The sequence below is a fragment of the Yersinia alsatica genome, assembly GCF_025133195.1.
In the GTDB taxonomy this organism is placed as follows: domain Bacteria; phylum Pseudomonadota; class Gammaproteobacteria; order Enterobacterales; family Enterobacteriaceae; genus Yersinia; species Yersinia alsatica.
On sequence record NZ_CP104006.1, the window covers coordinates 2,619,884 to 2,633,924 of the forward strand.

Sequence of the window (14,041 nt, forward strand, 5' to 3'; positions counted from 1 at the left end):
ATCATTTTCCCATTGTCATCGAAGCATCAAGTTCTGTTGCCCAATGTGGGCGTTCCAGAGGCAGGGTTCGGGTATCTTCACGCACGCAGTTGACCATCATTTCGGCAAACTTCACGGCATCTGCTACGCGCTTTTGTTGCACATAGAAATAGACCAGCAGCTCGGTCGGCGCTACACGCTGCAGCTCGGGCTCTCCGAACCAGCTGTAGGTAGTCGCATCAACAAACTCATCGCAACGGCTCGGGAAGTACTTCACTACCATGTCAAACCTCTTACATGTATCTTCCTCTCTCTCCACAAAACTCATCCACCCGCCATTTCGAATCTGCGCCTGGACAAGATATTTCCACGCAGCTTTCGAGCCGCTCAACCTGCGTTTGGTCTCAAAGGCAAGGTCAGACAGATCGAAGATGCCCTTTTGCCGCCCCTCGTCTGACTGCAGCAAACCATCCAGAGCCGCGAGTAAGCGTTTCCCCTGCCCGGAGCGATCCCAGTGCTCATACCAGGCCCGAAGCAGTCTCTTCTTGTCGTTGTTGCTAGTTGACAAACTTACCAGCAGCTCATCGAGTTGCTCCGGGGCAAAGTTGGTAATATCGCCAGTATACGGATTGCTGTCGTTATCGCTGCTGGGCGAACCAGTGCCCTGCAGCACACCAATGTCCCAGCCGGCATGCTCCCTAAGAACACGTAGCTGTTCTGCGGCACCATCCTGACCATCGCGTTCAAGCTGTATTAACTCGTCCTGAACGTCGGGATGAACTCCCGTACGCATGAGTGCATCCAGCGGCCAGCCGTCTCTGACGCCCTGTTGCACATATACCCGCAAACTGTTCTCCGCATGCGACCATTCACCTGCGTGCGTGTGTTCCTCGTATTTTACGACCAAAGCCATCGGGCTGAGTTTTGCCAGCAGGTGGTCTGCAACTTCAAGCAGGTGCCTAGTGCCTTTTCCGTCTGTGTAGTCCAGCACGTGATGGATCTGGGGCGAAAGCAGACTGAGTAGCCGTCGAGCGTCATCTGGTGAGGCATCCACCAGGTAGCCAATAGCATCGACCGTGTTACTCAACGTGGGATCTTTACGATGTCCATAGCCGGTCGTTAGCTCCCAGACCTGTTTGCAGAGCTCTTGTGCGTTGACGTTTAATCCATGGGCCAAAGTGATGCCACATAACTGCAGAGGCGTCTGTAAATGCACGCTGGTCTCCTCGCGGATATCTGCATCCAGCATGACGCGTTGAGAATGGACGAAAGCTGCAGCCGCCTCATCACTCATCCTTGTCAGCAATCCTGTTGCGTACTGAGTGCGGAAAGATGCACTGTCAAACCACTCAGATGTGGCTGCCGCTGCCAAGGTTGACTCAGTAAGAACCACATCGTCACTATTGAAGAGCAAGCAGCTTCCAAGCCGAATGTCGCAGGCAACACGATGCAATCCTGCCCGGAAGTCCTCTGCCGCTGAACTCATATGGTGATCCTGCCTGAAATGTTGGAACTTGACCGGTTTGAGGAGATTGAATAGCTCATGAAAATCCACAAATTCCCCTTGCCACCAACGCTCTGCAACCTGGGCTGCAATCTCTGAGAGAGCATCAAGGAAGTGACTGATGTTCTCCCTTTCCTCGTAACTGGGTGCTCGTACGAACTCGAAGGCGATTTGATTCTCAGCTTTCATGCACAGGCTCAGGTGCACACCGCTGAAGAACCAATGGTGTACCAGCGTGTTTAGATTGTCTTTATGCTCGTAGTAGTTTCCTTTGAGCCACTCGACCGGAATAGGCTCATTTAGTGGCTTCGAAGTCCGCTTACAGGCCGCTTCCACCGCTGCAACAAAGGGGGTTCGCGTCAGCTTGCTGAAGTCATCGTGGTCGACGATGCTTACTCCGGCCGTTGCGGCCGCGCGAACGCAGAAATCACTTAGAACACTCGTGTCCGAATCAGGTAGAAGCGAAACAGCCGCTTCCATCAAGTCATCCAGATAACCATCCTGAACCAGCATTCGGGCTCTGGGCATCCATACTATTTGGCTGCTTTCTCGAACTAACTGGGTAAAAGCCTCTGGGGGCGCCCCAATGGCACCAAGGCGTGTGAACGCATCGACCAGAAACTGGAACTCGTCAGCCCCCGCGTTGGTTGAATACCGATTGGAGAAGCGGCTAAGGCCTCTAAAACGACGCAGGGTCTCCTCACCGCAGGTCTCGGCCAGTACAGTTTGTCCACGTGCTTGCAAGGCTAAGCCGAGAGCTGCCACGTCCAAAATATCTGTCTCGTGCCGCGAGGCTATAGCCTCTTGAACAACCCCCTCATTGGCTGTCAGCGTCAGGGTAAATGACACAAGCCGGGCTATGTCGTCGCTCTGCATCTGAAATTCGCTGCCGCCAACCATCCGGGACTGCAGGTGTGCGAGCCGATATGCGTCCGCAAATGCGTTGGTCTCCAGAGCTGCGACCAGTGCCTCGGATAGCAGCGTGTCAAAGAGCGATTCTGGATAGCCTTCCTCTAAACGAAGCATGATCCAGTCACGAGTTAGCCCAGTAATGAGATTTTCAGGATTACCCAACCTTGCCTGGACCGTCCAGAGCCAGTTAACGCGAAGAGAAGGTGGCGCCTCAGTTTCCAGCCAGATCGCCACCGCTGGCATCAGGTTCTTGATACGCTCGCCGTAGTCAGAGGTCGAGCGTACAAAAACCGCCAGACTCTCATGGAAGACCTTCAGACCAGCAGCCGATGAGTGCAGCAGATGTTCCACCCTGGCGACATCTGGCGGCGCAGCGCCCTGCTTAGCGGAGATCTCCAGAAAAGCGGCTTTGGGCCAAAAGAAGGGAAACGCACATACCAATCGCAGCGTGTCTTTGAGACTTGGTGGCAGCTCTTCCCACAACGATGCGTAGTAGAACTTTGCCTCTTTGGTCATGTCACCCTGTAGCCGCTCAATATTCCAGCTATCCAGGTCTCGTCTTGCGTGCTCAAGCTCAGCCGTGGCATAGATGACGTGCAGCGGGTGGCCGTTGGTCTTATTGCGAAGTGCGGTCGCAGCTTCCTGTAGCTGGTGTTCTATCTGATCTTCATCGTTGAACCGGATCAAGAGCCTGCCTTCGTCAACCGCCTTGTGAAGGTAGGACAGGATGGCGTTCTCGGACATCGCCGGCAATGTTCGCCAACTAGCCTTAGGTGCAACTGACAAGAGGTCCCTGGGCAGTTGAGTGTCGTCGACCGGCTGTGTGCCTACCAACAGAACCATGTTATCCGGGCAGGGAATAATCTGGGAGAACACATCGTCCAGCGGCCGTTTGTCAGCGTTGTTAATGCGCCAGACATGGTCCAGGCCGTCCAGAACCAGTACGAACGGCTTGTCCTTAGTCTTGTAGTAGGTTGCGCATGCTTCGAGGAGGCCCCGCAGGTCATTACCAGGCGCATCAACTTCCGGATGTAACCGTTTGACTTGCGCCTCGATCGATTGCTCAACCACGTAGCTGTTCACACGGTCTCGTCCCCGCTCGGTCGTCGAGAGGAAGTAGTGGTGCCGTACCGTGGGAACCCCTGATTCAGCAAGTACTTCGCACATCGCGCTCAAGTATGTGCTCTTCCCACGACCAGGCGGCCCTGTGAGCACGATTGTCTGCCCGGCCCCGGCAATCGTGTCACGTACGAATTCACTGTGGAACGTCTCGTCAGGCACCTCATATCCGAGAGGCACAACAAAATCTTCCGGCAGGGGGGCCGGCGGTATTGCCCGCAGAATAGTGCGGACTTGCTCCAGAGAAATCCACCCTTCTGGCGGCGGAAAGTTTTTCTGAATAGACCAGTTCAAGGCGACGTTTTTTAAGTTCGCAACTCCCTCTTGTGTGCCGTGCAAGCGCAATCGCGCATCGATCTCGTGTTCAAGTGATTCGAAACTCTTATCGCTGTGAACAATCTGCAACTGCTTGAAAAATAATTCGCATTTCTTTTCGTCGCCGAGTTCGGCGATAACCTCTAATCGCCGTGGCTCTGGAACTTTGGATAAATCGATTTTTCCATCAGTCAGGCAAGACTCAATGTCGGCATCTGGTCGGCGATTGGTCTTCAACGATAGCTCTCCGACGCGAGCAGAATCCAATTTAACAAAAGCATCAAACCACTTACGCAACATCGACCTCGATCGTGCTGTCTTCCCGGTCCTCTCCAACATCCACGCCCAATTCAGGGTGTGCTCGGCAGGATTAGGAGTATATTTCACCTGCTGGAGGTCAACGAGATGGTTAGGGCGCTCGGCGACGATGTCATCCAGCCCGGTCGGAGCAACAGCCTCGTCGTCGCACTCAAACTTCACTCGGGTATAGCGTGTCGGCGCATCTAGCCAGTCACACAGCAGTTTCAGCCCCTGCCTGTTCTGATAGACATAGCCTGCAGCAGTGATCGCAGTATTTTTAATTTCTTCAGACATTAATGGGCCACCTGTGATCAGAATGCTTTACCACTGCTCTCGATGACTGGCCTGATCCTGTTTCTGAATAGGCGTAATTTTGAGTCAGGATCACGCTTTTCAGATATTTGAGCTGGCAGCTAAAAATTGCATGGCGGTTATGCAGAATACTTTATTTTATGATGCACTTATTGCACATGCACGTCCAACTCCTGTGAATAAACTCGTTGAGAGCTAGGTCTTGATCGAAGAGCAGGGAATCGACATGACTTACCGTCAGAGTGCTACGGTTTCGCTGAACGTAACTGGCTTACTTGGCATAGCACTTCCTTTTGGATAAAAACGCGAAGGACAGCCGATTAACGTTCAGATAGTTGGCTAATTGCATGTTGAAAGGACCATTCTGCATACCAGCTTCACTGCTAGAGCCTGTCAGCCCGATAAAAACTCTCACCCTTCGCTTTAAAACCGAAAGGCCTTTTTGGCTCAAGGTCCGCCTCTCGCTCAAAGCGGGAGCCCACTTGGAGAAACTAGCATTACTCATGCCATGTTCACGGCACAGTTCAGAAACGGACGTTCCTGCCTCGGCCTGCTTCAAATATCAGTCCAGAACTGGCTGCAGGCATTAAACCACTTTATGATTGAATACCCGGAGCGGTTGGCTGAGTATTTATAAACGGGCGTTTACACAGAATATGGGACAGGTACGGAATAGGTTAATTAAAAAAATTGATAGTCAGTAGTTAATGTTATTTATTATTGTTTTATATTTTCGTTCACTATTAATGACGTGCTTAATAACCCAATTTTAATGATATTTTCTATCTGATGATTTTGTTGCCTATATTATGTTAACTTGAGAGTAGATAATTACTATTTAATGAGAACAATATGGATAATATCTATACTTTCTTCTTATATATGCATTTTGTGGTTTTAGTCTGTATTATTGTGTCGGATTGGTAATATAACTATAAAGAAGGGGTTTTATTATCCTACAGATAACGTATAGAAATGTAATCAGTAATCATGCTGCCTATTTGATAAAAGTAAATGACGTATACCACTAATATTTAGAATGTATTATATCTAATACCCACTTGTAAGATTATATTAATATAACGATAGTTAATGATAAGAGGCAATGAATAATGAGTATCAGTATCGAGAGTTATGGTCCTTTAAACTCCAACTATATTAATCGTATTCAAGATACCCTAAACAAGTCAGTGAATGAATATCCCAGAACAATGTGTCTGAGAATAGATCTTCATTTACCTACAGATAATATAAATAACCATAATGCCGACTCCACGCTTATAACCCGCTTTATCATTTCTCTGAAAGCACAGGTTGAAGCAGATTTACAGAGAAAGGTCTGTGCAGGGAAACGAGTACACCCTTGCAGAATACGGCACATATGGGTCAGGGAGTTTAACCCGGATGGCAAGAAACATTATCATCTGGTATTACTCTTCAATAAAGATACCTATGCTTATCCGGGCAGTTACTACTGTAAAGAAAATGGCTATGTGCATAATTTATCATTGATGATAATGGAAGCATGGGTACGGACTTTAAACCTTCATACACAAGTCAATTATCAGCAGCATTACTCTTTGGTACATTTCCCTAGCGAATGCTATTACCATCTGAATACCAATAACCAACGTTTCAATACTGATTATTGTACAGTTATGGACCGAATAATTTACTTGGCCAAAGAGCACAGCAAAATAGGTACTGACCGACAGCGTAACTTTGGTTGTAGTCAGTATTAACGCATTTAAGAGAACCAGTATGCTATGGTTTGGAATATCATTGTAGCAGGGCGTAAATAGTGCTGTAGCGGTTTTGAATATAACATGGTGTTAACGTGCATTGGTTGCAATGTATTGTAGCAGCACTGTAGCGGAATGATATGTCACTCATTAGGTGAGTGAAAATTAAGCTATTTGATGTGATTTTGCTGCATGGCTATCTCTAAACGCCGCTACAGTTCGCTACTGTAGCAATTGTAGCAGGGTACCAGCATAACGATACTTCTATTTTAGAGGAGGAAGGCTCGTTGATACCTCTGAATCACGAGCCTATCGAATGTGGGTTTTTGATGGCAATAATGCAACATTATGTTGCTGTTTTGTTGTTTATCACCAGCCTAAAATAAGAGCATTTAATTAAGTTGTTTAGGTTCTTGCTGTGTGGGAAATTGCTTGCCAGTTGGGTACTCAATAATTGGCGCATAGTAACCATTACCCATGAGGAAGGTAATATACACCGCTGAATGAGGGTTTAATTGGGCGTAAACAATGCTACCGGTAGCTATTATGCTGTTCAGCAAAGGTTCCAGTTTATCGCTGCGGCGGAACTTGCTAGGTCCGTATTTGATAACCTCATTCTTTTTGAACGGGATACAGCAATTAGACATAAAACGCTGGTAAATCCACTGGTGAAGTTCATACACGTCTTGCTGAAATTTATACTCATCCGTGAACTGATAAAACCAGGAGGCGAAATGGTTGAGATACCACTCCATGATAGTGGATGCTCGCTCAATAGTTTCGAGTGAAATAATGTCAACGTCCTGACTAGAGAAATGATGAATCAATCCAGCAATTCGTAAAGTATTCGTGTTGGCCTTCAACACCATAGGATTGATATAATACCAAGCCTTACCAGGCATAGTTTGTTCAATCCAGATAGCTCGCTGCTGCTCCCAGTAGTTTTCTGCCACAGATGAAAGTTTAAGCGTCTTTTTTTCTGTTCGCCGCGAATAAATTTCTTTCTTCTGCTTTATCAGCAATTTGTTAATCTGGGTATGAAAACAATTTAATGCAGTTTCATCACGAGTAGAAGTATTCGAACAATAACGATGGCTCATAACAAGTGAGCGGTAGTTACTGCTTGGCTGGATATTAGTAAATAGGAAGCGGAATAAAAAACCACTCTCTAATGCTTTATCACCATCCTTTTTCATGTAATCGAGAAAGAGGGGGGGCTGCAGTAGTAATGATACCATCAGAGTTGGTTTGAAACTCAGAGGTTCTCGATTACTCCGTTTGTGCTCATAAATATCACCATCCCAGGCTTTATTAAAGAATGCCAGATTATCTTTGAGGCGATGGTCAAAAAAACTGCTTGCCTCATCGGATATCAGACCTGCATATGGATATTCATTTAATCCATCAATGAGAGCCGTAAGCGAGGTGTCATTGTATACAAGCGTGGGTAGTAGAGGCTTGATGGGTTCAATTGATGCATGAGCTTTCAGTTCTGTCTGGGCTTCATCGGCACAATTACCCTTTTTGACAGCTTGATGCAGTTTGCTATCCAGAGCCTTATGTTTGGTCTTCCAGACGGCATAATCTCCCTTGTAAGTAGATAATTTGGCCAGATACTCCTTAGCTAACTCAGCTCTGAATGTATCAAAGGGTTTCATCACCTGTTTGTTGATGGTTGATTTTCCCATACCGGAGTGAGCAAGTGTCAGTATGTTAAGTGCGCAATGCTCTTCCATGTTCGTGTAGGGATTGAGCACTTCTATATGGGGCTGGCAAGCCAGCGATACAGCAGCTAAAACCGGATTGACAACTAACTCTGTCGGAATTTTGCCGCCATCCTGCAGATAGCTAATGACATTTTGCATGAGTAGCGGTAGTGCACATACAGGAAAAGTCGATATCGGAATCGGTTGCTGCTGGAAAGTAGGTCTTGGTGGTAATTGATTCATTTTAATTTCCTTTTCTTTAATCTGATTAATTCAGGTATGACATCGCCGATGCGACTTACCCTACCGGGTAAGGGCATGCGGTAGATGTTCATTACGGGTGTGTTATTTCAGTAGGCTCTTTCTACAGTAGCTTGTGAAGGTGAGCGCTCAGTACAATGCCGGTCTACGCTGCATAATCCATTCATCCAGCTCGGACTCCAGCCAGCCAACAGACTGCCTTCCTAGCGGGTAGGGCTTAGGGAATGCCGGATCGTGACGGGGTGACTTTGCATTCAGCCAGTCGTAGATGGTGGAACGAGCGATGCCGAGTTTGGCCGCAACTGCTGGCATACGCAGGATTTTTACGGTCTGGGTGTAGGTGATCATCTTTCTACCTCATTGAACTGTAAGAATGTAAGTTATCTGTTGAATAACGGAGAGCCGTTATTCAATACCTGAATCGATTGGCTGGTATACGATGGATTGTAATGAAGTCGAATGGTGTCTAAAATTGGCAATTACTACTTACTTTTTTTGACACTAACTTATGCCAGCAACAACATCCGCACAGAAAGCAGCGTTTGATGCTATCGACAGTCTTCACTTCAGTCAGGTTGTGATGAGCCTCATATGCGCAGACCCCGTTGCAGAAGAGTGGTATCGCCGTATTTTTGGCAGAATCAACAGTATCCTTCAGAGGGCAGGGATAACCGGAAAACAGGCTCAGATAGCCAAGCATTATTTGCTGGGTGCTCTTGAAATCTACTTGTCTATTGATAGCAACTTTTTTTCGGATACAATTGAGCACAATAATAAAGGTGTTGATGGTGGTGCACCTTACAACAGAGAGCTTCACGAGCAATTTGTTGAACACAACCGAAATTGCAGTATCGCCATACTTTGCAATATTGCCGATTATAATGGTGTGGACAGAGAATTCTTTTTTCAGGCAACAGAAGAGTTAGTGAATGATAAGGCGTTATCTACCATGCCGCGTTTTATCAGATATCGTCTTACCGAGTGTTGCTATGCACTGGAATATCCTGATGCTCCTCTCTTTTTTTATCGGGAGTTGGTGAGTCTGGGTATTGTTTTATGTGGAAAATACTCACATCATCGTGATCAGTTTGTGAATAAGTCTGGTTCAGAATTATCACTTTTGTTCATTCGTGCAGGCTTACTTTTTGAGTTTAAGATGCTGCAAAGAGCAGTGAAGGTGATAACCTCCCTCAATAATAATGGTACTCTTGTTTTACCCGCTGCAGATCTCCGAATGTCCTGTACAGAGCGAAAGAATATTGCTGATTACTATAAAAGACTTGTTGATGTTTGGTTGCTGGAAGATAAACCTGGTTCATTTGTGGTTTTTCAATGTAAAGGTGATGTTTCGGATTTAAATGTCGAAATGCTTCTTAAAAACATGAGCAAATTTTATTTTCATAAAAGAATGTTTGGTGGCACACAGGGAAGCTGGCTGGGAACGCTGGGAGCATTTGATATTGAGGTTAGCCGTTGGGTAGAACCTGAACTGGCGATTTATTATGAGGGTAATAATAGCCTTACAATTTCAGAAAAAATCAGATCAAAGTTTATGGAGTCTGGTTTTAGTGTTTCAGCTAGAAATTTGTATCTGCGGCATAAAGCGATAAGGAAAAATAGTTACTCTAAAATCCGATATTATTATGCCATTTTATTGAATCAGTTATGCATGGTCCCCTGGTATCTCAATGACAATAATTATTACGACATGGCTCTGGGGTTTGATGGTTCTGAAATAAGGTAATGCATCCAATTAGTAGAAAATATTTTTTCAATGAATGCCCCGAAGCGTTTTAGGTGTTTATATATGAAGTGCTACTTGGAATTTTGTTTAATTTGTCACAGTGAGTGTAAGCATTCCACATATAAGCCGTTCTATTTTTAAAGATGAAATCAATACCGCCTTCATAGAAGGCGGCATTTTAACTAAATATCATCAATAAGACCAATAGGCAAACCATTTTCACCGGTTGAACTGTATTGTGCGACAGTAATCTCCCTCAATTTTTCGGCCAAATTTTCAGGCACGTCATTATCAACTACTATGATCTGAATTGGGGTTTTATTTTTTTCCGCATAATTGCAAATATCAATAAGATTGAAGTATATTTTTTCATATTTTAAGGGGTCAGAGGCGCCCTCAATTGCATCTTCCTTTTTATCAGTAAACTCGACATATTTTTCTTTTAAATTTTTCCCTAAATATTTTCCAACTGTGTCGAGCATTAAAAGACGCGGGTGATTAATATCATTTTTAATTGAGCTTTTGAGTATAGAGGACATGTATCCAATGGAGACTATTGTTCTCAATCCACCTGAGGTAATATTGAAGTAGTCCTTCCCTCTAACAATTGCCGAAAAATGCGTCTTGCTAATATCTATCCCAGTTCTGTTTTTAATATTAATTTTAGCAAGAAAATCGTTTAAGTTATCAGCTAAATCTGATAGTACACCATCTATACTTGGAGCATTAGATCTGAGTCGGTCCAACTCTTCATTTAATTTTTCTAAGTTATCAATTAATGTTTTTTGTCTAACTAGAATTTCTTCTTGATGGTTTCTTACTCGCAGGCTTGATACGAGATTTTCTCGCTGTTTTTTTGTGCTAACAACCTCTTTGATTAAAGTATCTCTCTGTGTTAAAAATGGAGTGATCATTTCCCTAGATTCAGAATCGATCATCTCACTTACCTTTATAAGATCTTTTTCTAATATGTTCTTACTAACTAGCATATCATGCTGTTGAGCTGTAATACCTATTATCAATTCTTCAATTGATTTCGTTCTTTTGATTAATGACTTAAGTTCTTCATCTAATTGTTCTGGTTTTGAATTAATGAATCCGCCATCTGTGGTGTTAATTGACATTATATTGTCACAGATTGGACAGTTGCATTTTACATCTACTAGTGAGCCAATTCTTTCATTAGCGACGTGAATTGCTTTGATCTTTTTAACGTCATTTAAATAGTCATTTTTAAGTCTAATATATTGATCTTTCTTGTGACTAAGCTCGATGGACTTTTTATTTAAACCTTTTATTTTTAAATTGAATTCATTATGGAGTGACTTTAATTCATTATAATTTTCAGAATCAGCTGTCATAGTAGCATTGATTTCTGAAAGAGACTCTTCAATGTCTTCTATGAGGGTATCACATTCGGTTATTGCGTCATCTAAAGATGATATGCTTTCATAGCCCGTTTCTCTTAGGAACTCAGCAACGTTATCATATTTCTTTACTAACCTTGCATGTTCAGATTTTTTCTCTGAAATTTGAGATTCAATATCGGCTATATCTGCGTCGAACAAATTGTAAATGTACTTAAATACTTCTTTTGTTTGGGTATAACGTCCCCATTCAGTTAAGTTTAATAGTGACTTACTTCCCATGTCATCCTGATTAATATAGGCAAATTTCATAATGTTCCTGAAGCTTAGTCTTTGAAACTTAGATACCTCCTGAGTTGGCGACACTTTTAGCTTCAGTTTAGGAAAATTAAGTTTATCCATTAAAAAATCAGAAAAAAAACCGTCCGGAGCATTTGTTATTTTGAAATTAGGTGCATATTTTCCGGGTAAAAAAGAATCTTTTTCTTCATACAAACTTGGGTAAACTTCAATTAATTCAGATGGTTTATAGATATCCCTTATTATAGTAAAAGGTGAGTCATTTATAAAAACTTCCATGGCAGCGAACTTAACCGAAGATATAACCTCATCAGCTAATTCAATTCTACTTGAGCCAAGTAAATAATTTATAAATTCTAATATGCTGGATTTACCTGTGTCAGAATCACCATGAATAATATTTAGCCCATTCTCAAAAGAAACAATATAATCTTTTCTTAACCCTGCGAGAATTAATTTTTCAATCCTTAAATAAGATTTCATTCTGATATCCTTACTAGGTCATTTGTCAATTTATTGAGCTTGGGTGTTGTGCAGGATTTTAAAGCAGAAATTAATTTTACGTGTTGTTTAACCTGATTAAAAAAATCAGAATCTAAATTCTTGAAGAAGAGCTTTCCATTCTCTGATAGTTTAATTAATGTAACACCATCATTTCTTAAAGCCTCAATAAGCCCTTTGCAAGACAGGTATTTTATTAACTCTTTTATTTTTCTACTATTAAATAAAATGTCAACATTTAGAGAGAGACCTTTTATCGTATAAGTCTCCTCTCTATCAATTATTGGTATTTTTTTACCAGCTAAAAACATCGCCCGCTCAATTTTAGATGGGTTTTTTATCAAGTACATGAATATCTGCGCTTTATTAATATCCATGACTGCGTCAGAGTTTTTATTTTCTCCTAAGCCTTCAGTGATAATTATTAATATGCATAGATTGAGACTAAACTCTTCATCTAATGGAATATAAGGTAAAATGTTCACTGACTACTCCTGAGCTGATTGAGCGATTCAAGTGTAGTATCAGCAGACCAAATTACATCTCTATTTGATTTGTTGGCTAACTGATGAAGCATACCTTTTTTATACAAATTATCGAAATCAGAAAGTAAAACATTTAATGCAACACGATCTTCATCTTCAATTTTTTTGTGGATCGCTGATAATAACTGATCAGCAGTAAGATGGTTAGCAATGGCTGATTGAAGCTGGGTTTGATATAACCCTTTAATTTTACGATACAATCCATCTAATATCGCTCTGTCACGATCGCTTGTAAAGAAATTTCTTGCTAACTCCGCATTATAATAATATTCCTTTGCATGATTTGAAATATCATCATGTACATCAGCTACAATCATCTTTAATACAAAGTATTCATTATCATATTGATTTTCATCGACGAAATCATTTATAACTAATGGCTCTCGATTGTCACGATCAATTTCTAATATAAATCTTTTTACTAATTTATATACATTGTTATCAGTATCTGAAGGCTTACAGATGGTACCGTGATCTTCATGAACTGCTACTGAGTCTTTTGCTAGGATTTGAATTGGTAATGCACTTTTTTTATTTACTATTAAATCATTTGTGCCATAAATGAACTTTGAACTTGGCGTTTGATTTGACGCAAGCCATTCTCTATTTAAAGAATCAGTCTCATCACTAAATACTTTCAAATCTTTTATCTGTGCACTTGATGATATCATTGACGAGTAGGACGCAAGCTCAGAGCCAGCATGGGGAACGGCAAGAGAAATAAAACCTTTAATATTATCGTTGCGACCATATTTTATCATTTTCAAAATACATGATTTAGCAACCAACCCCCCCATGCTGTGAGCTACAAATATAATGTTTTTGTATTCTGAAAGGTTAACATCAATTTCTGTAACTAAGAGCTCAGATAATTCGTCAACTGGCAAGTTCATTTGTATTTTATTTGTAGAGTTAAAAAGCTTCCTCAAGAAGCCTTTCGCTACATTAAATTTACTTGTGAAGTTTGTAAAGTATTCAAAATATGAAATATCGAAACTTGCTAAATCTTCATCCGATTTTAATAACTTTGGAAAGGAAACTTCATCGCTGTAATTCCAAGTATCACCACCTCCATTCAGTCCATGAATAAAGAGTACTAAATTAGAGGCTTTTTCCTGTCGAATCCATTTTAGCATTGTCATTGTTTTATCCTAAAAAACGCTAAAAATCATAAGGCTATAAGGGTTGCTTAACATAAATGATAGTCTAAAACAATGAAATATAAAAGACTAAAATATTTATCTAAATCAAAAGGATAGTTTTATTGCTAGCAAGGGAACAGTCTTTGTATCTACCAGAAGTACGGCTAATATCTTAGGAGACTCTCCTCAATGTTGAAGCAACGCTATCATTGTTCGAAGATAACGTTGCAGCGACCAATTTAATTAGCAACATATGCCGAGCTGCATTGTGAGATTTCAAGTTGCATCAATA

The 14,041-nt window shown here is 42.3% G+C and carries 8 protein-coding genes and 1 pseudogene; 2 read left to right on the forward strand and 7 right to left on the reverse strand.

Annotated elements, in window-relative coordinates; translation table 11 throughout:
• Nucleotide 1: 1 nt before the first annotated feature.
• Nucleotides 2–4,423, reverse strand: coding sequence for an NACHT domain-containing protein (locus N0H69_RS11565; RefSeq protein WP_151419892.1), 4,422 nt, complete (start codon nt 4,421–4,423; stop codon nt 2–4).
• Between the two features lie 496 nt (nt 4,424–4,919).
• Nucleotides 4,920–5,000, reverse strand: a pseudogene (locus N0H69_RS11570) (transposase); the annotation flags it as partial.
• Nucleotides 5,001–5,553: 553 nt separating this feature from the next.
• Between N0H69_RS11570 and N0H69_RS11575 the strand changes: the two are divergent.
• Nucleotides 5,554–6,183 carry an inovirus Gp2 family protein gene (locus N0H69_RS11575; protein WP_151419891.1) on the forward strand — a complete coding sequence of 210 codons (630 nt, stop codon included), beginning with the start codon at nt 5,554–5,556 and terminating at the stop codon, nt 6,181–6,183.
• A gap of 392 nt (nt 6,184–6,575) precedes the next feature.
• On the opposite strand, the gene N0H69_RS11580 is transcribed toward N0H69_RS11575, so the two are convergent.
• Together N0H69_RS11580 and N0H69_RS11585 are read right to left on the reverse strand one after the other, a co-directional pair.
• Nucleotides 6,576–8,132: a DUF3987 domain-containing protein gene (locus N0H69_RS11580; RefSeq protein ID WP_050915787.1), complete on the reverse strand. Its 1,557-nt coding sequence runs from the start codon at nt 8,130–8,132 to the stop codon at nt 6,576–6,578.
• Nucleotides 8,133–8,279: 147 nt separating this feature from the next.
• Nucleotides 8,280–8,498 carry a helix-turn-helix transcriptional regulator gene (locus tag N0H69_RS11585; protein WP_050915788.1) on the reverse strand — a complete coding sequence of 73 codons (219 nt, stop codon included), beginning with the start codon at nt 8,496–8,498 and terminating at the stop codon, nt 8,280–8,282.
• Nucleotides 8,499–8,658: 160 nt separating this feature from the next.
• Between N0H69_RS11585 and N0H69_RS11590 the strand changes: the two genes are divergently transcribed.
• Nucleotides 8,659–9,894: a hypothetical protein gene (locus N0H69_RS11590; protein WP_050915789.1), complete on the forward strand. Its 1,236-nt coding sequence runs from the start codon at nt 8,659–8,661 to the stop codon at nt 9,892–9,894.
• Between the two features lie 182 nt (nt 9,895–10,076).
• Here N0H69_RS11590 and N0H69_RS11595 read toward each other — a convergent pair whose 3' ends face one another.
• Genes N0H69_RS11595 through N0H69_RS11605 form a run of 3 tightly spaced genes read right to left on the reverse strand, consistent with a single transcriptional unit; the run spans nt 10,077 to nt 13,749 of the window.
• Entirely contained in the window at nt 10,077–12,044 is a 1,968-nt protein-coding gene (locus tag N0H69_RS11595; RefSeq protein WP_151419944.1) for an exonuclease SbcC, read from the reverse strand.
• Nucleotides 12,041–12,547 carry an ABC-three component system middle component 4 gene (locus N0H69_RS11600; RefSeq protein WP_050915791.1) on the reverse strand — a complete coding sequence of 169 codons (507 nt, stop codon included), beginning with the start codon at nt 12,545–12,547 and terminating at the stop codon, nt 12,041–12,043. Before N0H69_RS11600 ends, N0H69_RS11595 begins: the two co-directional genes overlap by 4 nt.
• Complete coding sequence (locus tag N0H69_RS11605) at nt 12,544–13,749, reverse strand: ABC-three component system protein (protein ID WP_145581873.1); 1,206 nt, start codon at nt 13,747–13,749, stop codon at nt 12,544–12,546. The genes N0H69_RS11600 and N0H69_RS11605 overlap by 4 nt, the downstream gene beginning before the upstream one ends.
• Nucleotides 13,750–14,041: the final 292 nt, after the last annotated feature.